The following is a 24,522-nucleotide window of genomic DNA, read 5'->3' as shown; positions in this document are numbered from 1 at the left end:
GACTGACCCGCGGATTTGAGTGACAACCATGCCAAAACGTACAGACATCAAAAGCATCCTGATTCTCGGCGCTGGCCCGATCGTGATCGGCCAGGCCTGCGAATTCGACTACTCCGGCGCCCAGGCTTGTAAAGCCCTGCGCGAGGAAGGTTTCCGCGTCATCCTGGTGAACTCCAACCCAGCCACCATCATGACTGATCCGGCCATGGCCGACGCCACCTACATCGAGCCGATCAAATGGCAGTCGGTGGCCAAGATCATCGAAAAAGAGCGCCCGGACGCCGTACTGCCGACCATGGGTGGCCAGACTGCACTGAACTGCGCCCTGGACCTGGAGCGCCACGGTGTTCTGGAAAAATTCGGCGTCGAGATGATCGGTGCCAATGCCGATACCATCGACAAGGCCGAAGACCGTTCGCGCTTTGACAAGGCCATGAAGGACATCGGCCTGGAGTGCCCGCGCTCCGGTATCGCCCACAGCATGGAAGAGGCCAATGCGGTCCTCGAGAAGCTCGGCTTCCCGTGCATCATCCGTCCGTCGTTCACCATGGGCGGCACTGGTGGTGGTATCGCCTACAACCGTGAAGAATTCGAAGAAATCTGCACCCGTGGTCTGGACCTGTCGCCGACCAAAGAGCTGCTGATCGACGAATCGCTGATCGGCTGGAAGGAATACGAGATGGAGGTGGTCCGTGACAAGAAGGACAACTGCATCATCGTCTGCTCCATCGAGAACTTCGACCCGATGGGCGTGCACACCGGTGACTCGATCACTGTCGCACCTGCGCAAACGCTGACCGACAAGGAATACCAGATCATGCGCAACGCCTCGCTGGCGGTGCTGCGTGAAATCGGTGTGGAAACCGGCGGTTCCAACGTGCAGTTCGGTATCTGCCCGAACACCGGCCGCATGGTCGTGATCGAGATGAACCCGCGCGTTTCTCGTTCGTCCGCCCTGGCTTCCAAGGCCACCGGCTTCCCGATCGCCAAGATCGCCGCCAAGCTGGCCATTGGTTACACTCTCGACGAACTTCAGAACGACATCACCGGCGGTCGCACTCCAGCGTCCTTTGAACCGTCGATCGACTACGTCGTCACCAAGCTGCCACGCTTCGCCTTCGAGAAATTCCCGAAAGCCGACGCCCGCCTGACCACCCAGATGAAATCCGTGGGTGAAGTCATGGCCATCGGCCGTACCTTCCAAGAGTCCCTGCAGAAAGCCCTGCGCGGTCTGGAAGTCGGCGCCTGCGGCCTCGACCCGAAAGTCGACCTGGCCAGCCCTGAAGCCGCCAGCATCCTCAAGCGCGAACTGACCGTGCCGGGCGCCGAGCGTATCTGGTACGTCGCCGACGCCATGCGTTCGGGCATGACCATCGAGGAAATCTTCCAGCTGACCGGCATCGACCTTTGGTTCCTGGTGCAGATGGAAGACCTGATCAAGGAAGAAGAGAAGGTCAAGACCCTGGCCCTGTCGTCGATCGACAAGGACTACATGCTGCGCCTCAAGCGCAAGGGCTTCTCGGACCAGCGCCTGGCCAAGCTGCTCGGCATCACCGACAAGAACCTGCGCCGTCACCGCCACAAGCTGGAAGTGTTCCCGGTGTACAAGCGCGTCGACACCTGCGCCGCCGAGTTCGCCACCGACACCGCCTACCTGTACTCGACCTATGAGGAAGAGTGCGAGGCCAACCCGTCGACCCGTGACAAGATCATGATCCTGGGTGGTGGCCCGAACCGTATCGGCCAAGGTATCGAGTTCGACTACTGCTGCGTACACGCTGCACTGGCGCTGCGTGAAGACGGTTACGAGACCATCATGGTCAACTGCAACCCGGAAACCGTCTCCACCGACTACGACACCTCCGACCGTCTGTACTTCGAGCCACTGACCCTGGAAGACGTGCTGGAAGTCTGCCGCGTCGAGAAGCCGAAGGGCGTCATCGTTCACTACGGCGGCCAGACCCCGCTGAAACTGGCGCGCGCCCTGGAAGAAGCCGGCGTACCGATCATCGGTACCAGCCCGGACGCCATCGACCGTGCCGAAGACCGTGAGCGCTTCCAGCAGATGGTTCAGCGCCTGAACCTGCTGCAGCCGCCAAACGCCACCGTGCGCAGCGAAGAAGAAGCCATCAGCGCTGCTGGCGGCATCGGTTACCCGCTGGTCGTGCGCCCATCCTACGTGCTGGGTGGCCGCGCCATGGAAATCGTCTACGAACTGGATGAGCTCAAGCGCTACCTGCGTGAAGCCGTACAGGTGTCCAACGACAGCCCGGTACTGCTCGACCACTTCCTCAACTGCGCCATCGAGATGGACGTGGATGCGGTCTGCGACGGCACCGACGTGGTGATCGGCGCGATCATGCAGCACATCGAGCAGGCTGGTGTTCACTCCGGTGACTCCGCGTGCTCGCTGCCACCTTACTCGCTGAGCAAGGAAGTGCAGGACGAAGTCCGCGTACAGGTCAAGAAGATGGCCCTGGAGCTGGGCGTTGTCGGCCTGATGAACGTGCAGCTGGCCCTGCAGGGCGACAAGATCTACGTGATCGAAGTCAACCCGCGTGCCTCGCGTACCGTGCCGTTCGTGTCCAAGTGCATCGGCACCTCCCTGGCAATGATCGCTGCCCGCGTCATGGCCGGCAAAACTCTTAAAGAGCTGGGCTTCACCCAGGAAATCATCCCGAACTTCTACAGCGTCAAGGAAGCCGTCTTCCCGTTCGCCAAGTTCCCAGGGGTTGACCCGATCCTCGGCCCTGAGATGAAATCGACCGGTGAAGTCATGGGCGTCGGTGACAGCTTCGGTGAAGCCTTCGCCAAGGCCCAGATGGGTGCCAGCGAAGTGCTGCCGACTGGCGGTACCGCGTTCATCAGCGTGCGTGACGACGACAAGCCGCAAGTGGCTGGCGTGGCCCGCGACCTGATCGCCCTGGGCTTCGAAGTGGTTGCAACGGCAGGTACTGCCAAGGTCATCGAAGCCGCTGGCCTGAAAGTGCGCCGTGTGAACAAGGTGACCGAAGGTCGTCCGCACGTGGTCGACATGATCAAGAACGACGAAGTGTCGCTGATCATCAACACCACCGAAGGCCGCCAGTCGATCGCCGATTCCTACTCGATTCGTCGCAATGCGCTGCAGCACAAGATCTACTGCACCACTACCATTGCGGCCGGTGAAGCCATCTGCGAGGCGCTGAAATTCGGTCCCGAGAAGACTGTTCGTCGCCTGCAGGATCTGCATGCAGGACTCAAAGCATGAGCATGACCAAGTACCCAATGACCGTCCAGGGCGCTCGCGCCCTGGAAGAGGAGCTGACCTTCCTGAGCAAGACCGAGCGCCCGCGCCTGAGCCAAGCCATTGGTGAGGCGCGTGAGCTGGGCGACCTCAAGGAAAACGCCGAATACCATGCCGCCCGTGAGGAGCAGGGCATGGTCGAGGCGCGCATCCGCGATATCGAAGGCCGTCTGCAGAACTCGGTGGTGATCGACGTCACCACCATCGCCCACACCGGCAAGGTGATTTTCGGCACCACCGTGGTGCTGGCCAACACCGAGACCGATGACGAAGTGACCTACCAGATCGTTGGCGAAGATGAAGCTGACGTGAAACAAGGCAAACTTTCGAGCAGCGCACCGATCGCCCGTGCCATCATTGGCAAGGAAGAAGGTGACACCGTGGTGGTCAAGACGCCAAGCGGTACGGTCGAGTACGAGATTGTCGAAGTCAAACACATCTGACCGGCGCCTGCGGGCGCCATCCCTCGAGGGGATCCTCTGGCAACTGGCCCAGGTTTTCTGGGTCGGTGGCCTGTGGGTGTTCCATGTGGGGCTGGTGCCAGCGCTGAAAGTCAGTGGCCTTGCACCCTTGCTGGTGCAGGATGTCGCCGGGCAGATCGACCGCTGGTTGATCGGCGTGGCATTGCTTGGCTTGTTGACCCAGCTGGCGGTGCTGGCGAGGGTGGACGGCCTGGCGGCCTGGTGGCGGCAGTTTCGCGGGCAGATGCTGTTGTTGGGCTTTGCAGCCTGCGTGGGGTACTACACCTTGCGCTACGGCATCTCGGTCGGCGAGCGCTGGCAGATGTTCTGTTTCCTGGTGCTGGGCTTCTCCGGCATCGTGCTGGTGGCCCAACCAGTCCCGGTCAGGGCGCGCCAGGCGCGCCACTGAGCGGAGCCACCGTCACTTGTAGCGGTGGATGTTGGACAGCTGCTTGTTTGGTTGTGGGTTCTTGCGGTAGATCAGCGCCTTCTTGCCGATGGTCTGTACCAGCTCGGCACGGCCAACCTTGCACAGTTCGGCAATGGCGGCGGCGCGCTCTTCGCGATCTTCCGAGCGAATTTCGACCTTGATCAGTTCGTGGTCGGCCAGCGCACGCTCCAATTCGGCGATAACACCTTCGTTCAAGCCGTTGCCAGCAACGATCAGGACCGGCTTCAGGTCATGACCAATGGACTTGTATTGCTTCTTCTGCTCGTTATTGAGCGGCATAATCTGACCCTTTCCGTCTGATTCTGTAAAATTGACCGGCATTTTACCCGAGGGCCACCGGCTCCGCCCAGTCAATCACGACGCATATCATCGAGGTGCCCCGTGGTACAACGTTCCAAAAGCAGCGCAAACTGGCTGCGAGAGCATTTCAACGATCCTTTTGTGAAACAGGCGCAGAAGGATGGCTACCGCTCGCGTGCGAGCTACAAACTGCTGGAGATCCAGGAAAAAGACCGCCTGATCCGTCCTGGGATGAGCGTGATCGACCTCGGCGCGGCTCCCGGAGGCTGGTCGCAGGTGACCAGTCGTCTGATTGGTGGCCAGGGGCGCCTGATTGCGTCCGACATTCTGGAGATGGACTCGATCCCTGATGTGACCTTCATTCAGGGTGACTTCACCCAGGATGAAGTGCTGCAGCAGATTCTTCAGGCGGTCGGGGATTCGCACGTAGACCTTGTGATTTCCGACATGGCCCCCAATATGAGTGGTACGCCTGCGGTGGACATGCCGCGAGCCATGTTCCTCTGCGAGCTGGCCCTGGATCTGGCAACCCGCGTGCTCAAGCCGGGCGGCGACTTCCTGATCAAGATCTTCCAGGGCGAAGGTTTCGACATGTACCTCAAGGACGTGCGTAGCAAGTTCGACAAGGTGCAGATGCGCAAGCCGTCTTCTTCGCGGGACCGTTCCCGTGAGCAGTACCTGCTTGGCAGGGGTTTCAAAGGGGCATGAGGCGTGTTGCGGGGTGGCTGATAGTTATTTCCAATCGGCCGCCCCGTCTGGATTGTCCGAACTTCGTGTAGTCTAGGTTTCACAAAGGGTTACAGACGGTGCCTGCGGATGCGTAGGTAATGTAGTAAGTTAGGGCGATGAATATCATGCGAGGCACGGCTGCGTCGTGCGCCGGCCTCAGAGGGTAGCGAATTGAACGACATGGCAAAGAATCTGATCCTGTGGTTGATCATCGCAGCTGTCCTGGTGACAGTGATGAACAACTTCTCCAGCCCTAACGAGCCGCAGACCCTCAACTATTCCGACTTCATCCAGCAGGTCAAGGATGGCAAGGTCGAGCGTGTGACCGTCGACGGCTACATCATTACCGGCAAGCGGGCCGACGGCGACAACTTCAAGACCGTGCGCCCGGCCATCACCGACAATGGCCTGATCGGCGACCTGGTCGACAACCACGTGGTCGTCGAAGGCAAGCAGCCTGAGCAGCAGAGCATCTGGACTCAGCTGCTGGTGGCAAGCTTCCCGATCCTGGTGATCATCGCCGTGTTCATGTTCTTCATGCGCCAGATGCAAGGTGGTGCAGGTGGCAAGGGCGGGCCGATGAGCTTTGGCAAGAGCAAGGCACGCCTGCTGTCCGAAGACCAGGTCAAGACTACCCTGGCTGACGTCGCCGGTTGCGACGAAGCCAAGGAAGAGGTGGGCGAGCTGGTCGAGTTCCTGCGCGACCCTGGCAAGTTCCAGCGCCTGGGTGGTCGCATCCCGCGCGGCGTGCTGATGGTCGGCCCGCCCGGTACCGGTAAGACCCTGCTGGCCAAGGCCATTGCCGGTGAGGCCAAGGTGCCGTTCTTCACCATTTCCGGTTCCGACTTCGTCGAGATGTTCGTGGGTGTCGGTGCCAGCCGTGTTCGTGACATGTTCGAACAGGCCAAGAAGCACGCGCCTTGCATCATCTTCATCGACGAAATCGACGCCGTCGGTCGCCACCGTGGCGCCGGCATGGGCGGCGGTCACGACGAGCGTGAACAGACCCTCAACCAGCTGCTGGTAGAGATGGACGGCTTTGAAATGAACGATGGCATCATCGTCATTGCCGCCACCAACCGCCCGGACGTGCTCGACCCGGCACTGCTGCGCCCTGGTCGCTTCGACCGTCAGGTCGTGGTCGGCCTGCCGGATATCCGTGGCCGTGAGCAGATCCTCAAGGTGCACATGCGCAAGGTGCCGGTTGGCGAAAACGTCAATCCGGCGGTCATTGCCCGGGGTACCCCAGGCTTCTCCGGTGCTGATCTGGCCAACCTGGTCAACGAGGCTTCGTTGTTTGCCGCCCGCTCCAACAAGCGCCTGGTCGAAATGAAAGAATTCGAACTGGCCAAAGACAAGATCATGATGGGTGCCGAGCGCAAGACCATGGTCATGTCCGAGAAGGAAAAGAGGAATACCGCCTACCACGAAGCTGGGCACGCGATTGTCGGTCGCCTGGTGCCTGAGCACGATCCGGTCTACAAGGTTTCGATCATTCCGCGTGGTCGTGCCCTGGGTGTCACCATGTTCCTGCCGGAAGAAGACCGCTACAGCCTGTCCAAGCGCGCGCTGATCAGCCAGATCTGCTCGCTGTACGGTGGCCGTATCGCCGAGGAGATGACTCTGGGCTTCGATGGAGTCACCACCGGTGCATCCAACGACATCATGCGAGCCAGTCAGATCGCTCGCAACATGGTGACCAAGTGGGGGTTGTCGGAAAAGCTCGGTCCGCTGATGTATGCAGAAGAGGAGGGCGAGGTATTCCTCGGCCGCAGCGCCGCCAGCCAGCACGCCAGTGTATCCGGCGAGACTGCCAAGCTGATCGACTCCGAGGTGCGCAGCATCATCGACCAATGCTATGCCACGGCCAAGCAGCTGCTGATCGATAATCGCGACAAGCTCGAGGCAATGACCGAAGCCCTGATGAAGTACGAGACCATTGATGCCGATCAGATTGACGACATCATGGCTGGTCGTACTCCACGCGAACCCCGTGACTGGGACGATGACAAGGATTCGGGCACCCCGACTGCCCAGAACGATCGCCCGGAATCGCCGATTGGCGGCCCAGCAGCTCAACACTAAGGGCATCTATGAGCTCAGTGCAGTACCCGACCCGGTTGCCTTGCGGCAACCGGGTTCTTGATCTTTCCCGTACCCATGTCATGGGTATTCTCAATATCACACCCGATTCCTTCTCCGATGGCGGGCGTTTCAATCAGCGCGATGAGGCGTTGCGCCATGCCGAAGCAATGATCGCGGCAGGTGCCACGCTGATCGACATCGGCGGCGAGTCGACCCGCCCCGGCGCGCGTGCGGTTTCGGTCACCGAAGAGATCGAGCGCGTGGCGCCAATGGTCGAGGCCATCAACAGTCGCTTCGATGTGGTCATTTCGGTCGATACCTCGACGCCTGCGGTCATTCGCGAGTCGGCGCGGCTGGGTGCCGGCCTGATCAATGACGTGCGTGCCCTGGAGCGTGATGGGGCGCTGGATGCTGCGGCGGACACTGGCTTGCCGGTGTGCCTGATGCACATGCGTGGCGAGCCCGGGAACATGCAGGACGACCCGCATTACGACGATGTGACAGCCGACGTAACGCGCTATCTTGAACAGCGGATGGCCGCTTGCGCCGCTGCGGGCATCCCCGCTGAACGAATCATCCTTGATCCAGGTTTCGGTTTCGCCAAGACACTGGCGCACAACCTCAGCCTGTTCAAGCACATGGAAGCGCTCTATCGCCTTGGTCGTCCGCTGCTGGTGGGCGTTTCGCGCAAGAGCATGATTGGCCTGACGCTGGATCGTCCGGTCGGTGAGCGACTGTACGGCAGCCTCGCGCTGGCGGCTCTGGCCATGACCAAGGGGGCCAGTATCCTGCGCGTCCATGATGTGGCCGAGACCGTCGATGTGGTGCGCATGATTGCCGCGGTACAGAACGCCGAATAAGAATTTGGAGTCCCTATGAGCAGAAAATACTTTGGTACCGACGGTATCCGTGGCCGTGTTGGCGAATACCCGATCACTCCGGACTTCATGTTGAAGCTGGGCTGGGCTGCCGGCATGGCCTTCCGCAAGCAGGGCAATTGCCGGGTGCTGGTGGGCAAGGACACGCGTATTTCCGGATACATGTTCGAGTCCGCGCTCGAGGCCGGTCTGTCTGCAGCCGGTGCTGACGTGATGCTGCTCGGGCCGATGCCGACACCGGCCATCGCTTATCTGACTCGCACCTTCCATGCCGAAGCGGGCATCGTCATCAGTGCCTCGCATAACCCGCACGATGACAACGGCATCAAGTTCTTCTCCGGGCAGGGCACCAAGTTGCCTGACGAAGTCGAGCTGATGATCGAAGAGTTGCTCGATCAGCCGATGACCGTGGTCGAGTCGAGCAAGCTGGGCAAGGTTTCCCGCATCAATGACGCGGCTGGCCGCTATATCGAGTTCTGCAAGAGCAGCGTGCCGAGCAGCACCAGCTTCGAGGGCCTCAAGCTGGTGGTCGATTGCGCCCATGGCGCCACCTACAAGGTTGCCCCGAGCGTGTTCCGCGAACTCGGTGCCGATGTGACCGTGCTGCATGCGCAGCCAGACGGCCTGAACATCAACGAGGGCTGCGGGTCGACCCACATCGAATCGTTGCAGGCAGCCGTGCTGGTGGGCCATGCCGATCTGGGCATCGCCTTTGACGGCGATGGGGATCGGGTATTGATGGTCGACCACAGCGGTGCCATTGTCGATGGCGACGAGTTGTTGTTCATCATCGCCCGCGACCTGCACGAACGTGGCAAGCTGCAAGGCGGCGTGGTCGGTACGCTGATGAGCAACCTGGGCCTCGAGCTTGCACTCAAGGACCTGGATATTCCGTTCGTGCGGGCCAAGGTTGGCGATCGCTACGTGATGGCCGAGCTGCTCGAGCGCGACTGGTTGCTCGGTGGCGAGAACTCCGGGCATGTGGTGTGCTGCAACCACACCACTACCGGTGATGCGATCATTGCCGCGCTTCAGGTGTTGATGGCGCTCAAACGCCGCGGTGAGACCCTGGCGCAGGCGCGCCAGGCCCTGCGCAAATGCCCGCAGGTGTTGATCAACGTGCGTTTTGGCGCCAGCAAGGTCGACCCCCTGGAGCACCCGGCAGTCAAGGAAGCCAGTGCCAAGGTCACCGAGGCCATGGCCGGGCGCGGCCGTGTGCTGCTGCGCAAGTCCGGCACCGAGCCTCTGGTGCGGGTGATGGTCGAAGGTGACGACGAAAACCAGGTGCGCGGCCACGCCGAAGCCCTGGCCAAGCTGGTCACAGAAGTTTGTGCCTGAAAGAGGCTTGCCAGCGCAGATCGGGTTGGGTAAGATCTGCGCCCACTTTGACCGACGAGGTAAAGCATGCGTCGCCCCATGGTAGCTGGTAACTGGAAGATGCACGGTACCCGCGCCAGCGTCGCTGAGCTGATCTTGGGCCTGGGCAATATGTCCGTGCCAAGCGGTGTTGAAGTCGCGGTGTTCCCGCCGACGCTGTTCATCAATCAAGTGGTTGATGGCCTGCAAGGCAAGGGGATCACTGTCGGAGCACAGAATTCTGCGGTAAAGCCCGAGCAGGGCGCGCTGACCGGTGAAGTTGCACCGAGTCAGTTAGTTGAAGCGGGTTGCAAGTTGGTCTTGATTGGTCACTCCGAGCGTCGCCAGATCATCGGCGAAAGTGAAGAAGTGCTGAAAGATAAGTTTGCAGCTGCTCAACTTAGTGGTTTAATGCCGGTGCTCTGCGTAGGGGAAACTCTCGAAGAGCGTGAGGCGGGCAAGACACTCGAAGTTGTCGGGGGTCAACTAAGCAGTATCATCGACGCGTTCGGTGTTAAGGCTTTCGCCAATGCAGTAATTGCCTATGAGCCGGTTTGGGCCATTGGCACAGGTTTGACGGCTTCGCCTCAACAGGCTCAGGATGTGCATGCAGCCATCCGCGCTCAGTTGGCGGCCGAGGACGCCGAAGTTGCCGCAAACGTGCAGCTTCTCTACGGCGGCAGCGTGAAGGCGGCCAATGCGGCCGAACTGTTCGGCATGCCGGATATCGATGGGGGGCTCATTGGTGGAGCGTCCCTGAACGCAGACGAATTCGGTGCAATTTGTCGCGCCGCAGGAAACTGAACAAATGCTGGAAACAGTTATCGTTGTTTTTCATCTGTTGGCAGCGCTGTCGCTTGTAGTGCTGGTTCTGTTGCAACAGGGTAAGGGTGCGGAAGCAGGTGCATCTTTCGGCGCAGGTGCCTCAAACACTGTGTTCGGAAGCCAAGGCTCTGCTACCTTCCTGAGTAAATTAACTGCTATACTCGCTGCCACTTTCTTTTTGACAGCACTTGGGTTAGGATACTTCGCGAAGCAACAAGCTCACCAGCTTAGCCAAGCAGGTCTTCCAGATCCAGCGGTGCTAGAAGTGAAAGAGCCGCAGAAACCGGCAGTTAATGATGATGTACCGGTGCTCCAGGAGCAGAAGAGCGAAACCACCAGCAAAGGTGATGTACCTCCTCCGGCCGAAGAGCAGAAGTAACGGGTTTCAAGTAGTAGTATTGCCGAGGTGGTGGAATTGGTAGACACGCAACCTTGAGGTGGTTGTGCCCATAGGGTGTAGGGGTTCGAGTCCCCTTCTCGGTACCAATTGAAGCTTGAGAGCCCGCTTTAGCGGGCTTTCTTGCAGGTGAAGGTTTGGGTTTGACCCTTAAGCAGGTTAAGTCTTATACTTTTGCCCCAGCTTTGTCGCGGGGTGGAGCAGCTTGGTAGCTCGTCGGGCTCATAACCCGAAGGTCGTTGGTTCAAATCCAGCCCCCGCAACCAGCTTCAGCGGAGCCCCTTTTCAGGGGCTTTTTGCTAGCCGAACAATTTACGGCGTCGTTGTCCTACGGCGCTTTCAGGGATGGGCGCTTCGCCCATTTTTTATTTGCACAGCATGCACGAGGGGGTTCAGGTGTCGAGCAAGCTAGAACAGTTGCAGGCCTTGTTGGCCCCGGTGGTCGAGGGTCTGGGCTATCAGTGCTGGGGGATCGAATTCGTATCCCAGGGTAAGCATTCGGTACTGCGCATCTATATCGACAAGGAAGACGGCATCCTGGTGGACGACTGCGAAGCAGTCAGCCGTCAGGCCAGCGCGATCCTCGATGTGGAAGATCCGATCAGCAGCGAATATACCCTTGAGGTCTCCTCTCCAGGCATGGATCGCCCACTGTTCACTCTGGAACAGTTTGCCTCGCATGCCGGCGAACAAGTGAAGATCAAGCTGCGTTCACCCTTCGAGGGTCGTCGTAACTTCCAGGGCCTTCTCCGCGGTGTGGAGGATCAGGACGTGGTGGTCCAGGTGGACAACCAAGAGTTCCTGCTGCCGATCGACTCGATCGACAAGGCCAATATTATTCCCAGTTTTGACTGAGACGTGCCGGGCCCGGCGGACTATCCGGGCCCAATGGCTTGCGCAAGGCGAGGCGTACGATGAGCAAAGAAGTACTGCTGGTTGTTGAATCGGTATCCAACGAAAAAGGTGTACCGCCCGGCGTCATTTTCGAAGCGCTGGAAGTGGCCCTGGCTACTGCAACCAAGAAACGTTTTGAGGACGAAGTCGACCTGCGTGTGGAAATCAACCGCCACACCGGTAGCTATGAGACTTTCCGTCGCTGGACCGTGGTCGACGAGAATGACCTGGACGATCCGGCGATCGAAACCTGGCTGGACAAGATCAAGGACACTCACCCGGAAGCGAAAGTCGGTGACGTGATCGAAGAAAAGATCGAGTCCATCGAGTTCGGCCGTATCGCCGCGCAGACCGCCAAGCAGGTCATCGTGCAGAAGGTGCGTGAAGCCGAGCGCGCCCAGGTGGTCGACGCCTACCGCGAGCGGGTCAACGAGATCATCTCCGGCACCGTCAAGAAGGTCACCCGTGACAACGTCATCGTCGACCTGGGTAACAACGCTGAGGCCCTGCTGGCCCGCGAAGACATCATTCCACGTGAGACCTTCCGGGTCGGTGTGCGCCTGCGCGCGCTGCTCAAGGAAATTCGCACCGAGAACCGCGGCCCTCAGCTGATCCTGTCCCGCACCGCGCCACAGATGCTGATCGAGCTGTTCCGCATCGAAGTGCCGGAAATCGCTGAAGGCCTCATTGAAGTCATGGCTGCCTCCCGTGATCCGGGATCGCGTGCCAAGATCGCCGTCCGCTCCAAGGACAAGCGCATCGACCCGCAAGGTGCCTGCATCGGCATGCGCGGTTCGCGCGTCCAGGCCGTATCCGGCGAGCTGGGTGGTGAGCGTGTGGATATCGTCCTGTGGGACGAGAACCCGGCGCAGTTCGTCATCAATGCCATGTCGCCGGCTGAAGTCGCGGCGATCATCGTTGATGAAGATGCCCATGCAATGGACATTGCCGTTGCCGAAGACAACCTGGCGCAAGCCATTGGCCGTGGTGGTCAGAACGTTCGCCTGGCCAGTCAGCTGACTGGCTGGACCCTGAACGTGATGACCGAGAAGGACATCCAGGCCAAGCAACAGGCTGAAACCGGTGACATCCTGCGCAATTTCATCGAAGAGCTGGAAGTCGACGAGGAGCTGGCCCAAGTGCTGGTCGACGAAGGCTTCACCAGCCTCGAAGAAATTGCCTACGTACCGTTGGAAGAAATGCTCAACATCGATGGCTTTGACGAAGATATCGTCAATGAGCTGCGCGCTCGTGCCAAGGACCGTTTGTTGACCAAGGCCATCGCTACCGAAGAAAAACTGGCAGACGCCCATCCGTCCGACGACCTGCTCTCTCTCGAGGGCATGGACAAGGACCTGGCAGCGGAACTGGCGGTGCGCGGCGTGGTTAACCGCGAAGACCTGGCCGAGCAGTCGATTGACGACCTGCTCGACATCGACGGCATCGACGAAGAGCGTGCCGGCAAGTTGATCATGGCCGCCCGAGCCCACTGGTTCGAGTAATTAGGCGCGGCCTGAGGAGAGAAGTGCATGACGCAAGTCACGGTGAAAGAACTGGCCCAAGAGGTCGAGGCACCGGTAGAGCGCCTGCTGCAGCAGATGCGTGAGGCAGGTCTGCCGCACACCGACGCCGGTCAGGTAGTGACCGACAATGAGAAGCAGACTCTGCTGACCCATTTGAAGAGCAGCCACAAGAGCAAGGCGGAAGAGCCGCGCAAGATTACCTTGCAGCGCAAGACCACCAGCACCCTGCGTGTCGCCGGTAGCAAGAGCATCAGCGTAGAAGTACGCAAGAAGAAAGTTTTCGTGCAGCGCAGCCCGGAAGAAATCCAGGCTGAGCAGAAGCGTGAGCTGGATGAGCGCCGCGCGGCTGAAAATGCCGCTCGCGACAAGGTCGAGGCCGAAGTTCGCCAGCGCAACGAAGAGCAGGCTCGCCGTCAGGCGGCCGACGCCGCTGCTGCCGCTCCAGCCCCGGCGCCTGCCGCCAAGGCTGAGCCCGCGCCTGCCGCCGCTCCGGCCCCGGTAGTCGCCGACGTACCAGCGTCCGAAGACGCCGCAGCCCGTGCTGCCGAGCGCAAGAAGGACGAAGCCCGTCGTAACGAAGGCCGCACCCGTGACGAAGATCGTCGTGGTGGCGAGCGTCGTGGCGAAGCGCCGCGCGTGTCGATCAAGGTCAAGGTCAAGGAGAAGGAGAAGGCTCCGACGCCTCGGGCCGCACCGCGCACCACCGACGAAGAGAGCGATGGCGCTCGTCGTGGCCGTGGTGGCAAGAGCAAGCTGAAGAAGCGTAACCAGCACGGCTTCCAGAACCCGACCGGCCCCGTCATTCGTGACGTGACCATCGGCGAGACCATCACTGTCTCCGAACTGGCCAACCAGATGTCCGTCAAGGGCGCCGAAGTGGTCAAGTTCATGTTCAAGCTGGGTACCCCGGTTACCATCAACCAGGTGCTCGACCAGGAAACCGCTCAGCTGATCGCAGAAGAGCTGGGCCACAAGGTCACCCTGGTCAGCGATACCGCCCTGGAAGACTCCTTGGCCGAATCGCTGAAGTTCGAAGGCCAGACCGAGTCGCGTGCACCGGTGGTTACCGTCATGGGTCACGTTGACCATGGCAAGACCTCGCTGCTCGACTACATCCGTCGTGCCAAGGTTGCTGCTGGCGAAGCCGGTGGTATTACCCAGCACATCGGTGCCTACCACGTGGAAACCGACCGCGGCATGGTCACCTTCCTCGACACCCCGGGCCACGCCGCGTTCACCGCGATGCGTGCACGTGGTGCCAAGGCCACCGACATCGTCATCCTGGTGGTGGCGGCGGACGACGGCGTGATGCCGCAGACCCGCGAGGCCGTTCAGCATGCCAAGGCAGCTGGCGTTCCGCTGGTGGTTGCAGTGAACAAGATCGACAAGCCGGGTGCCGACCTCGATCGCATCCGCAACGAACTGGCCGTCGAAGGCGTGACCTCCGAGGACTGGGGTGGTGACACTCCGTTCGTCAAGGTTTCGGCGAAGATGGGTACCGGTGTCGACGAACTGCTCGAAGCCGTTCTGCTGCAGGCCGAGATCCTCGAACTGACCGCCACCCCGACCGCTCCAGGTCGTGGCGTTGTGGTCGAATCGCGCCTGGACAAGGGCCGTGGTCCGGTGGCGACCATCCTGGTTCAGGACGGTACTCTGCGTCAGGGCGACATGGTCCTGTGCGGCTCGAACTATGGCCGCGTGCGCGCCATGCTCGACGAGAACGGCAAGCCTGTTAAGGAAGCCGGCCCGTCGATCCCGGTCGAGATTCTCGGCCTGGACGGTACCCCGGAAGCCGGTGACGAGCTGTCCGTGGTTGCCGACGAGAAGAAGGCCCGCGAAGTTGCCCTGTTCCGTCAAGGCAAGTACCGCGAGGTCAAGCTGGCCCGTGCTCACGCCGGCAAGCTGGAAAACATCTTCGAGACCATGGGTCAGGAAGAGAAGAAGACCCTCAACATCGTCCTCAAGACCGACGTACGTGGTTCCCTGGAAGCACTGCAGGGCTCGCTGGGCGGCCTGGGTAACGACGAAGTTCAGGTGCGCGTGATCGGTGGCGGCGTCGGTGGTATCACCGAAAGCGACGCCAACCTGGCGCTGGCTTCGAATGCAGTACTGTTCGGCTTCAACGTGCGTGCCGATGCCGGCGCGCGCAAGATCGTCGAGCAGGAAGGTCTGGATATGCGTTACTACAACGTGATCTACGACATCATCGAAGACGTCAAGAAGGCCCTGACCGGCATGCTCGGCAGCGATGTTCGCGAGAACATCCTGGGTGTCGCCGAAGTACGTGACGTGTTCCGTTCGCCGAAGTTCGGCGCCATCGCTGGCTGTATGGTCATCGAAGGTACCGTGTACCGCAACCGTCCGATCCGCGTACTGCGCGAAGACGTTGTGATCTTCGAAGGCGAGCTGGAATCGCTGCGTCGCTTCAAGGACGACGCTTCCGAAGTGCGTTCGGGCATGGAGTGCGGTATTGGCGTCAAGAGCTACAACGACGTCAAGGTCGGCGACAAGATCGAAGTCTTCGAGAAAGTCCAGGTTGCTCGTACCCTTTAAGGGTGAGCAGGGCGCCAGCCCCCGCCGCAGGGCGGTGGGCAGCGCCTCAGTAGGTAGCGCCCGGTCAGGCTTCAGCCTGACCGGGCGTTTGCCGCTTTAAGTTACAGGTAGCAAGAATGGCCAAAGAATACAGCCGTACCCAACGTATCGGTGATCAGATGCAGCGCGAGCTGGCCGAGCTGATCCGCCGTGAAGTCAAGGACCCACGCGTCGGTCTGGTCACCATCACCGCTGTGGATGTCAGCCGCGACCTGGGCCATGCCAAGGTCTTCATCACCGTCATGGGCGAAGAAACCCCGGACGCTGTGCAGCAGTCACTCAAGGCACTGAACAGCGCCGCCAGCTTCCTGCGCCTGCACTTGGGCCGCTCGATGCAGCTGCGCAGCGTGCCGCAGTTGCATTTCCACTTCGATGAAAGTGTCAGCCGCGGTGTCCACCTGTCGGCGCTGATCGAGCGTGCAGTGGCCGAAGACCGCCTGCACAAGGAAGCCGACGAGCCGGACGCCAAGGAGTAAGCGGTGGCCCAGGTCAAACGTATCCGCCGCAACGTCAGCGGCATCATCCTGCTCGACAAGCCGCTGGGCTTCACCTCCAACGCCGCGCTGCAGAAAGTCCGCTGGTTGCTCAATGCCGAGAAGGCCGGCCACACCGGCAGCCTCGACCCACTGGCGACGGGTGTGCTGCCGCTGTGCTTCGGTGAAGCGACCAAGTTTTCACAGTACCTGCTCGATTCCGACAAGGGCTACGAAACGGTCATGCAGATGGGGCAGACGACCAGCACCGCGGACGCTGAAGGCGAAGTCCTGCAGACCCGCGAGGTGACCGTTGGTCGCGCCGATATCGAAGCCGTGATCCCGCGTTTTCGCGGTGAAATCCTTCAAGTACCGCCGATGTACTCGGCGCTCAAGCGTGATGGCCAGCCGCTGTACAAACTGGCGCGTGCAGGAGAGGTAGTGGAGCGCGAGGCGCGTTCTGTTACTATTGGCCGCTTGGAGTTGCTTGAGTGCGAAGGCACCCGTGCACGGTTGTCGGTAGGCTGCAGCAAAGGCACCTATATCCGTACCCTGGTGGAGGATATCGGCGAGGCCCTGGGCTGCGGCGCTTATGTCGCCGAGTTGCGCCGGACCCAGGCCGGGCCTTTCGCCCTGGCCCAGACGGTAACCCTCGAGGAACTCGAGCAGGCCCATGCCGAAGGTGGCAACGAAGCGCTCGATCGCTTCCTGATGCCGTCCGACAGCGGGCTGCAGGACTGGCCACTGGTGTGCCTGTCCGAGCACAGTGCTTTCTACTGGCTGCATGGCCAGGCAGTGCGTGCGCCGGATGCACCGCAGTTCGGCATGGTCCGCGTACAGGATCACAATGGTCGCTTCATCGGTATCGGTGAAGTGAGCGAAGACGGGCGCATTGCGCCGCGTCGACTAATTCGGTCGGAATGACCGAAACCACAGGCCGAGGCTTTGGCTGAAACCGGTGGACCGAGGGTGGCTGTCAGTAGGCACGGTCACACCTCATTTTATTAATACAGGGTTTTGTCCCTGGCCTATTGGACCCCGCTTGCGGGATCCGTTTAATTTGGAGAAGCCTCATGGCCCTCAGCGTTGAAGAAAAAGCTCAGATCGTTGCCGAATACCAGCAAGCCGCCGGCGATACCGGTAGCCCGGAAGTGCAGGTTGCTCTGCTGACCGCCAACATCAACAAGCTGCAAGGCCACTTCAAGGCCAACGATAAAGACCACCACTCCCGTCGTGGTCTGATCCGTATGGTTAACCAGCGTCGTAAGCTGCTGGACTACCTGAAGGGCAAAGACACCACTCGTTACAGCGCCCTGATCGGTCGCCTGGGCCTGCGTCGCTAATAGCGGCCTGGTCAGTGGTGTGCATGGCGTGTCGCAGGCTTCGGCTATGCTGCTTTGCAGCATCGCCGTCGGGCACGCCACGCGTATCTCCGAGGTTGGCAGCCTGGTTTTGCTGAGCGGTTTACCGCGCAGTAGCCAGGCTCCCAACCTCGTGTTGTATCTGGACGGTCAATGGGGCCGATTCCCCGTTCTGCCCAAGAATTCGCAAGAAACCAGTTCCCCCAGAGCCACTGAAAAAAGGTAGGAAACCGTGAACCCGGTAATCAAGAAATTCCAGTTCGGTCAATCGACCGTTACTCTCGAAACGGGCCGTATTGCCCGTCAGGCAACCGGCGCCGTGCTGGTTACCGTCGACAACGATGTCACCGTGCTGGTGACCGTAGTTGGCGCCAAGCAGGCCGACCCAGGCAAGGGTTTCTTCCCGCTGTCGGTCCACTACCAGGAAAAGACCTACGCCGCCGGCAAGATCCCGGGTGGCTTCTTCAAGCGCGAAGGCCGTCCTTCCGAGAAAGAGACGCTGACCTCGCGCCTGATCGACCGTCCGATCCGCCCGCTGTTCCCTGAAGGTTTCATGAACGAAGTGCAGGTTGTCTGCACCGTGGTTTCCACCAGCAAGAAGACCGATCCGGACATCGCTGCGATGATCGGTACCTCGGCTGCCCTGGCAATCTCCGGCATTCCGTTCGAAGGCCCGATCGGCGCTGCCCGCGTTGCCTTCCACGAAAGCACCGGCTACCTGCTGAACCCGACCTACGAGCAACTGGCTGCCTCGAGCCTGGACATGGTCGTTGCCGGTACTTCCGATGCCGTGCTGATGGTTGAATCGGAAGCTCAAGAGCTGACCGAAGACCAGATGCTGGGTGCCGTACTGTTCGCCCACGACGAATTCCAGGCTGTCATCCAGGCTGTCAAAGAGCTGGCCGCTGAAGCGGGCAAGCCGACCTGGGACTGGAAACCGGCCGTTGCCAACACCGAACTGTTCAACGCCATCCGCGCCGAATTCGGCGAAGCCGTTTCGCAGGGCTACACCATCACCGTCAAGGCTGACCGCTACGCACGCCTGGGCGAGCTGCGCGATCAGGCCGTTGCCAAGTTCTCCGGTGAAGAAGGCCAACCTTCGGCGAGCGAAGTCAAAGACATCTTCGGCGAAATCGAATACCGCACCGTTCGCGAAAACATCGTCAATGGCAAGCCACGTATCGACGGCCGCGACACCAAGACCGTGCGCCCGCTGAACATCGAAGTCGGCGTGCTGCCGAAGACCCACGGTTCGGCGCTGTTCACCCGTGGCGAAACCCAGGCCCTGGTCGTTGCGACCCTGGGTACTGCGCGTGACGCCCAGCTGCTGGACACCCTCGAAGGCGAGAAGAAAGACCCGTTCATGCTGCACTACAACTTCCCACCGTTCTCGGTAGGCGAGTGTGGTCGCATGGGTGGTGCTGGCCGCCGCGAAATCGGCCACGGCCGCCTGGCCCGTCGTTCGGTTCAGGCCATGCTGCCTGCCGCTGACGTGTTCCCGTACACCATCCGCGTGGTTTCGGAAATCACCGAATCCAACGGTTCCAGCTCCATGGCTTCGGTCTGCGGTGCTTCCCTGGCTCTGATGGATGCCGGTGTACCGATGAAGGCGCCGGTTGCCGGTATCGCCATGGGCCTGGTCAAGGAAGGCGACAAGTTCGCAGTCCTGACCGACATCCTCGGTGACGAAGACCACCTCGGCGACATGGACTTCAAGGTTGCGGGTACCGCCAAAGGTGTTACCGCGCTGCAGATGGACATCAAGATCAACGGCATCACCGAAGAGATCATGGAAATCGCCCTGGGCCAGGCCCTGGAAGCGCGCCTGAACATCCTCGGCCAGATGAACCAGATCATCGGCGAGTCGCGTACCGAGCTGTCGGCCAACGCCCCGACCATGATCGCGATGAAGATCGACACCGACAAGATCCGTGACGTCATCGGCAAAGGCGGCGCCACCATTCGCGCCATCTGCGAAGAGACCAAGGCTTCGATCGACATCGAAGACGACGGTTCGATCAAGATCTTCGGCGAAACCAAGGAAGCCGCAGACGCTGCCAAGCAGCGCATTCTGGGCATCACCGCCGAGGCCGAGATCGGCAAGATCTACGTCGGCAAGGTTGAGCGTATCGTCGACTTCGGCGCCTTCGTCAACATCCTGCCTGGCAAGGACGGCCTGGTGCACATCTCGATGCTGAGCGACGCTCGCGTAGAGAAAGTGACCGACGTGCTGAAAGAAGGTCAGGAAGTCGAAGTGCTGGTACTGGACGTGGACAACCGCGGCCGTATCAAGCTGTCGATCAAGGACGTCGCCGCGGCCAAGGCCTCGGGCGTCTAAGCGACTGACACGCCATGGAAAAAGGGCCCTTCGGGGCCCTTTTTTTATGCGCTCCGGGAACCTTTTGCGGACTTGCATCTTGCATGCAGGTTTACCGGCCTGATTGCAAAATGCACGACGTCCATTGGCGGGTAATATTGTTAACTTATTGATTTATAAGGAAACAAGCGAAACGGAAAAGCTGGCACAGCACATGCAACTACACTCTTACCTGCCGCCAGGACTTACGGCGCAGACCTTTCGAAAAACAGGAGTGACCCACATGAAGAAGTTCGCCATTGCTGCCGCTACTGCAACCGCTCTGACCCTGACCATGGCTAACGCGGCATTCGCCCAACAGTCCACCCAGGCCCCGATGACGCTGGCGGCTGGTGAGGTGACCAAAGCCAAGGAAGCGACCTCGGACACCTGGATCACCACCAAGGTGAAATCGGACCTGCTGACCGAGAAGGGCATTCCAGGCAGCGACATCAAGGTCGAGACCAACAAAGGTGTCGTATCCCTGTCGTCGACCACTGCCATTACCGAATCGCAGAAGAAAATGGCGATTGATATCACCAAGAAGATCAAAGGCGTGAAGGCCGTTTCCGCTGATGGCCTTAAAGCCGAATAAGGAATGTCCCGTCGGCCAAACGGACTTGGCCACCTTCACCGATAAGCCCCGGCCTGTGCCGGGGCTTTTTCATGGGCGCTCAGTACACCGGATTGCGGGCGATCACGTCACCCTCGAAGCATTCCTGTTCGACGATCAGCGGCTCGACCAACGGGCGGCTGTCGCGGAAGTGAGCTGTTTGGGTATGCGCTTCGTACGCCTCATCGTCGCGGTAGATCTCGTACAGGTAGATAACGTCAGGGTCGACCCTGTCCTGGGAGACGTCGAACACCAGGCAGCCGGGCTCGGTAGCCACGGAGGCCGCGGCATTGACCTTGATGGCGGTGAGGAAATCGTCGGCGCAACCGGGTTTGACGCGGGTCTTGATGAACAGGCTATACACAGGGCGATCCTTTTGTTTTAAATTCTATTCTGAATTGTATACAAAAATGGAGTCGCGCCAATGTCCGAATTACCTGCTCGTCCCGGCCGCCTGAATGGCCTGCGCCATATTGCCCTTCTGGTGCCCAACCTGGAGGAGTGCGAGCGTTTCTATGTCGAGGTGATGGGCATGGAGGTGCTGAACCGGGCCAACGAGGACCTGGTCTACCTGACCTGCGGTAACGACAACCTGTCGCTGGGCCGTGGGGCAGGGGCGGCCAATGGCCTGCAGACCCTCGACCATTACGGGTTCATCGTAGATAGCGTGGAGGAGCTGGAGGCCTGGTACCAGTACTTCAAGGCGCGGGGCGTGACCTTGCTCGACAAACCGTTCAACCATGGGGATGGTGCGCGCAGCTTCCACCTCCTGGACCCAGCCGGGAACAAGGTGCAGCCGCTTTATCACCCGGCGGTGTCGGGGCAGCAGCTGGTGTAAGCCTGTATCGGCCCTTCGCGGCTAAAGCCGCTCCGACAAGGGACCGCACAATCCTGTAGGAGCGGCTTTAGCCGCGAAGGGCCGATACAGGCTTACACCGCTTATTCAGCATCCAGGTGCATCGGGGTGATCACCCGCCCATCGCTCTCGGCCTGCCCCAGGTTGGTATCGATGAAGTACACCCGGTCATCCTCGAGCTTGCCCTTGTCGACCAGGTAGTCCTTGATGCTGCTGGCCCGCTCCTGGCCCAAGGTACGTAGCAATGCAGTGCTTTCAGCCCAGGACTTGATCACGGCCTCGCGCAGCTTGGTAGTGCGCTCGTCGCGGCTCAACTGCTCCCACTCGGCTGGCGGCTGCTGCTTCAGCCGGGTGCGGTAGATGCCTTCGAGCATCGCCGGTTTATCGCTGTCATCAACCTGCAGCATCGAGGCGTTGGCCGGTACCTTGTCGCCACGGCGCTGCAGGATCTTGTACCAGGTCGCCTGGTATTCACGTTCCAGGCGCTGCTGGGCGATCAACGGGCCGTCGCTGCCCTGGGCGGCGGTGCCTTCGATTTCCAGGCGCAGTTCCGGGCGCTCCTTCAATGCTGATGCCAGCTTGTCCAGCGTCGCCTGGGCATCACCACTGAGTTCGCTGGAGCCCGGGGCGAAGGCCACTGTACCCAGGTCTTCCGAGCCACCACCGGCAATCAGCCCGCCGATGAACTTGAACGGCGCCTGGGCCGCACGCAGCACCAGGTTGCGCAGGGTCTGCCAGACGATCGGCATGACGCTGAACTGCGGGTTGTTCAGGTCGCCTGAAACCGGCAGTTCAATGGAGATTCGCCCTTCGGTGTCCTTGAGCAAGGCAATCGCCAGGCGGATCGGCAGGTCCACCGCGTCGGGGCTGTCGACTTTTTCACCCAGCTGGAGCTGTTCGACCACCACTTTGTTCTCGGCCTTGAGCTGGCCGTTGGTGATCAGGTAATGCAGGTCGAGGTTCAGGCGGCCCTTGCGAATCCGGAAGCCGGCGAACTTGCCGGAGTAAGGCGTCAAGGTGGTCAGTTCGACGCGCTTGAAGCTGGTGGCGATATCCAGGCTGGCCAGCGGGTTGAACGGGTTGAGTGCGCCTTTGATGGTGACCGGGGCATACCGGTCGACCTTGCCTTTGACGTCCACCTTGGCAGGTGCCGGCTTGCGGTTGTCGATGGTGCCAATCTGGCCATTGAGCTGCTGGATGGCGGTGGCGAAGTTCGGTGTCAGGGTCAGGTCGGCGAAGTTGGCCGAGCCATCGTTGATGTCGATCTGGCCGATGTGGATGCCCAGGGGCTTGCTGGCGGCTGCATTGGCTGGCTTGGCCGGTTTGCTGGCAGGCGCGCCGGCCGGTTGCGGGATCAGCAGGTCGTCGACGCTGGTGGTGCGGTCTTCGTTGATGATGAAGCGTGCGTAGGGCTGCAGCAGGGTCACCTTGTCGATCGACAAGGCATCACCGTGCACATACGACAGGCCATCGACGTTCACCTGCTGCCATTTGACGAAGTCACGGCCCTTGATGGTATCCAGGGTGTGCAGCTGGTTGACCTGGGCCTTGCCAGCGACCGTGAAGGCTAGTGGCTCGATGCTCTTGAGGTCGACCTTGAGGTCGCTGCCGAGCATGCCGCTGCGCAGTTCAAGGCGAATGAACGGGCTTATGTAGGCCTGGGCCACACGCAGGTCGATGTCGCGGGTGCTGACATCAAGCTTGGCAGTGACGGGTGCAAGGTTCACTTCACCTGCCGCCTGCAGCTTGCCTTGTTTGCCAACGCCCGTGTCGAGCTTGAGGGTGAAAGGTGACTGGTTGAGGCTGTCGAAGCCCTGCATGTCGAGGTTCAGCGGGCCGACATCCAGCGCCACCGGTTCCTTCTGGCTACGGTCGGCGAGGTGTACCTGGTAGTTGCGCAGTTGCACGTCCTTGAGCAGTACCTGCCATGGCTTGCTCGATGCCTTTGCTGCTTGTTCCTGTGGCGTTGGTTCGGCAGCCGCTGGCTCGGCCTTTTCCTTCGGCGTGGCCTTGGCCGGTTGGCTGGCGAACAGCTTCTGCCAGTCGAGTTGGCCGTCCTTTTCCAGGGCCGCCCAGGTTTCCAGCTTTTCGCTGCGCACCTTGCCGACAGTGACCAGTTGCTTGGCCAGATCGATGGACGTCTCGCTCACCTCAAGACTGGCCAGACGTGCCAGCGGCCGGCCATCCGGAGCCTTGATGGCGAACGGTGCGACCTTGAGCGAAGTATTTTCCAGCAACAGCTCGGTTTCCTTGGCCAGATTGAGCTTGTAGTGGGTATCGAGGTTGAACACGCCGTCTTCCAGTACCAGTGGCACGGCATCGCGCACATAGGGCCAGAACAGCTTCATCTTGCCATCGGTGACTTTCAGCGTGCCTTGCGACCCCAGCGGCGCCAGGCTCAGGGTGCCGGCCCAATCGACCTGGCCACCGTTGGGACCTTTTGCCACCAGGGTCATGTCGGCATTGTCGTCCGGCAGGGTGCTGAGGTTTTTCAGCTCCAGGTTCATGTCGTCGTAGAGGAACTCGATCGGCTCGCTCGGGCGTAGGTCTTCGAAATGCAGATAGCCGCCACTGAGCTTGATGCTGCCGATACGCAGCGGGAACGGTTTGCCGGGCGGCTGGTCCGGCTTAGGTTCGCTGGCAGGCAGGTTGAACAGCTTGGTCAGGTTGAGCGTGCCGTCCTTGGCGAACAGCACCTCGTTGCGTGGCTTGTCGAGCTCGATGGCCTGCAGGTGCAGGGCGCCGCTCCAAAGGCTGTCGAGCGCCAGATTGGCGTACAACCGTTCGAAACCGACCTGTTCCTTGCCCGGCTCGCCGAGCTGCAGGCCCCAAAGCGTCAGCTCGAGGCTGAAGGGGTTGAGTTCGATGCGTTGCAGGTGCGCCGGCACGGTGGCGTATTGCGCCAGCTGCTGGTTGGCGATACGCAAGGCGACACCAGGAAGAATGAGGAAGCCGAGCAGGCTGTAGAGGGCCACGAGAGCCAACAGGGCGCCGAGGGCGCGAGTCAATCCTTTGTACATGTGTCGCTTCGTCTGTCTAAGCAGGAGTGCTTGGAGTATGGCACGTTAAATCGGTTCCGCTGAGGC

Annotated in this window: 21 protein-coding genes and 2 tRNA genes; 20 read left to right on the top strand and 3 right to left on the bottom strand. The window is 60.6% G+C overall.

All coding sequences use genetic code 11. The annotated features are described in order from the left end of the window. Nucleotides 1–28: 28 nt before the first annotated feature. The 3 genes from carB to ACIPZ5_RS15030 are packed head-to-tail and all read left to right on the top strand — an operon-like array spanning nt 29 to nt 4,156. Nucleotides 29–3,250 carry a carbamoyl-phosphate synthase large subunit gene (gene carB, locus ACIPZ5_RS15040; protein ID WP_261941626.1) on the top strand — a complete coding sequence of 1,074 codons (3,222 nt, stop codon included), beginning with the start codon at nt 29–31 and terminating at the stop codon, nt 3,248–3,250. Continuing rightward, a complete protein-coding gene (gene greA / locus ACIPZ5_RS15035) occupies nt 3,247–3,729 on the top strand; it encodes a transcription elongation factor GreA (protein ID WP_177326679.1) in 483 nt (160 codons plus the stop codon). Before carB ends, greA begins: the two co-directional genes overlap by 4 nt. Beyond that, on the top strand, nt 3,707–4,156 hold the full coding sequence (locus ACIPZ5_RS15030) for an MFS transporter (protein WP_079226471.1): 450 nt from the start codon (nt 3,707–3,709) through the stop codon (nt 4,154–4,156). The genes greA and ACIPZ5_RS15030 overlap by 23 nt, the downstream gene beginning before the upstream one ends. Nucleotides 4,157–4,168: 12 nt before the next feature. Here the strand turns inward: ACIPZ5_RS15030 and ACIPZ5_RS15025 are convergent, their stop codons facing one another. Next, complete coding sequence (locus ACIPZ5_RS15025) at nt 4,169–4,477, bottom strand: YhbY family RNA-binding protein (protein WP_085677204.1); 309 nt, start codon at nt 4,475–4,477, stop codon at nt 4,169–4,171. Nucleotides 4,478–4,579: 102 nt separating this feature from the next. Between ACIPZ5_RS15025 and rlmE the strand changes: the two genes are divergently transcribed. The 16 genes from rlmE to ACIPZ5_RS14945 all read left to right on the top strand — a co-directional run bounded on the left by rlmE (nt 4,580) and on the right by ACIPZ5_RS14945 (nt 20,562). Next, the gene (rlmE, locus tag ACIPZ5_RS15020; protein WP_054885642.1) at nt 4,580–5,206 is read left to right on the top strand and encodes a 23S rRNA (uridine(2552)-2'-O)-methyltransferase RlmE; all 627 of its coding nucleotides are present in this window, start codon (nt 4,580–4,582) and stop codon (nt 5,204–5,206) included. Between the two features lie 201 nt (nt 5,207–5,407). Continuing rightward, nucleotides 5,408–7,312 carry an ATP-dependent zinc metalloprotease FtsH gene (gene ftsH / locus ACIPZ5_RS15015; protein ID WP_152955897.1) on the top strand — a complete coding sequence of 635 codons (1,905 nt, stop codon included), beginning with the start codon at nt 5,408–5,410 and terminating at the stop codon, nt 7,310–7,312. Nucleotides 7,313–7,320: 8 nt separating this feature from the next. Continuing rightward, the gene (folP, locus tag ACIPZ5_RS15010; protein ID WP_313710628.1) at nt 7,321–8,172 is read left to right on the top strand and encodes a dihydropteroate synthase; all 852 of its coding nucleotides are present in this window, start codon (nt 7,321–7,323) and stop codon (nt 8,170–8,172) included. Nucleotides 8,173–8,187: 15 nt separating this feature from the next. Beyond that, nucleotides 8,188–9,528 carry a phosphoglucosamine mutase gene (gene glmM / locus ACIPZ5_RS15005; protein ID WP_343599349.1) on the top strand — a complete coding sequence of 447 codons (1,341 nt, stop codon included), beginning with the start codon at nt 8,188–8,190 and terminating at the stop codon, nt 9,526–9,528. A gap of 66 nt (nt 9,529–9,594) precedes the next feature. Beyond that, the gene (gene tpiA / locus ACIPZ5_RS15000; RefSeq protein WP_261941623.1) at nt 9,595–10,350 is read left to right on the top strand and encodes a triose-phosphate isomerase; all 756 of its coding nucleotides are present in this window, start codon (nt 9,595–9,597) and stop codon (nt 10,348–10,350) included. A 4-nt stretch (nt 10,351–10,354) separates the two neighbouring features. After that, nucleotides 10,355–10,750, top strand: a complete 396-nt coding sequence (gene secG / locus ACIPZ5_RS14995; protein WP_060484224.1) for a preprotein translocase subunit SecG — start codon at nt 10,355–10,357, stop codon at nt 10,748–10,750. Between the two features lie 21 nt (nt 10,751–10,771). Then, nucleotides 10,772–10,857, top strand: a tRNA-Leu gene (locus tag ACIPZ5_RS14990). Nucleotides 10,858–10,957: 100 nt separating this feature from the next. Beyond that, nucleotides 10,958–11,034, top strand: a tRNA-Met gene (locus ACIPZ5_RS14985). A gap of 130 nt (nt 11,035–11,164) precedes the next feature. After that, nucleotides 11,165–11,623, top strand: a complete 459-nt coding sequence (rimP, locus tag ACIPZ5_RS14980; RefSeq protein WP_054885662.1) for a ribosome maturation factor RimP — start codon at nt 11,165–11,167, stop codon at nt 11,621–11,623. A 59-nt stretch (nt 11,624–11,682) separates the two neighbouring features. Further along, on the top strand, nt 11,683–13,164 hold the full coding sequence (nusA, locus tag ACIPZ5_RS14975) for a transcription termination factor NusA (protein ID WP_110639657.1): 1,482 nt from the start codon (nt 11,683–11,685) through the stop codon (nt 13,162–13,164). Between the two features lie 27 nt (nt 13,165–13,191). After that, nucleotides 13,192–15,738, top strand: coding sequence for a translation initiation factor IF-2 (gene infB / locus ACIPZ5_RS14970; RefSeq protein ID WP_261941622.1), 2,547 nt, complete (start codon nt 13,192–13,194; stop codon nt 15,736–15,738). Nucleotides 15,739–15,854: 116 nt separating this feature from the next. Further along, nucleotides 15,855–16,253 carry a 30S ribosome-binding factor RbfA gene (rbfA, locus tag ACIPZ5_RS14965; RefSeq protein WP_261941621.1) on the top strand — a complete coding sequence of 133 codons (399 nt, stop codon included), beginning with the start codon at nt 15,855–15,857 and terminating at the stop codon, nt 16,251–16,253. 3 nt (nt 16,254–16,256) lie between these two features. Then, nucleotides 16,257–17,174 carry a tRNA pseudouridine(55) synthase TruB gene (gene truB, locus ACIPZ5_RS14960; RefSeq protein WP_027917683.1) on the top strand — a complete coding sequence of 306 codons (918 nt, stop codon included), beginning with the start codon at nt 16,257–16,259 and terminating at the stop codon, nt 17,172–17,174. 149 nt (nt 17,175–17,323) lie between these two features. Continuing rightward, nucleotides 17,324–17,593, top strand: a complete 270-nt coding sequence (gene rpsO / locus ACIPZ5_RS14955) for a 30S ribosomal protein S15 (protein ID WP_003249971.1) — start codon at nt 17,324–17,326, stop codon at nt 17,591–17,593. 250 nt (nt 17,594–17,843) lie between these two features. Further along, complete coding sequence (gene pnp, locus ACIPZ5_RS14950) at nt 17,844–19,949, top strand: polyribonucleotide nucleotidyltransferase (protein ID WP_261941620.1); 2,106 nt, start codon at nt 17,844–17,846, stop codon at nt 19,947–19,949. Between the two features lie 262 nt (nt 19,950–20,211). Then, nucleotides 20,212–20,562, top strand: coding sequence for a BON domain-containing protein (locus ACIPZ5_RS14945; RefSeq protein ID WP_062572736.1), 351 nt, complete (start codon nt 20,212–20,214; stop codon nt 20,560–20,562). A 79-nt stretch (nt 20,563–20,641) separates the two neighbouring features. On the opposite strand, the gene ACIPZ5_RS14940 is transcribed toward ACIPZ5_RS14945, so the two are convergent. After that, nucleotides 20,642–20,944: a putative quinol monooxygenase gene (locus ACIPZ5_RS14940; RefSeq protein WP_400809410.1), complete on the bottom strand. Its 303-nt coding sequence runs from the start codon at nt 20,942–20,944 to the stop codon at nt 20,642–20,644. 60 nt (nt 20,945–21,004) lie between these two features. Between ACIPZ5_RS14940 and ACIPZ5_RS14935 the strand changes: the two genes are divergently transcribed. Beyond that, nucleotides 21,005–21,418 carry a VOC family protein gene (locus tag ACIPZ5_RS14935; RefSeq protein ID WP_261941618.1) on the top strand — a complete coding sequence of 138 codons (414 nt, stop codon included), beginning with the start codon at nt 21,005–21,007 and terminating at the stop codon, nt 21,416–21,418. Nucleotides 21,419–21,519: 101 nt separating this feature from the next. Here the strand turns inward: ACIPZ5_RS14935 and ACIPZ5_RS14930 are convergent, their stop codons facing one another. Continuing rightward, nucleotides 21,520–24,456 carry a DUF748 domain-containing protein gene (locus ACIPZ5_RS14930; protein WP_400809407.1) on the bottom strand — a complete coding sequence of 979 codons (2,937 nt, stop codon included), beginning with the start codon at nt 24,454–24,456 and terminating at the stop codon, nt 21,520–21,522. Between the last annotated feature and the right edge of the window lie 66 nt (nt 24,457–24,522).

Origin of the sequence: Pseudomonas sp. NPDC089428, assembly GCF_044749325.1 — a bacterium.
Taxonomy (GTDB): Bacteria; Pseudomonadota; Gammaproteobacteria; order Pseudomonadales; family Pseudomonadaceae; genus Aquipseudomonas.
This window is presented reverse-complemented; position numbering and strand designations above follow the sequence as displayed.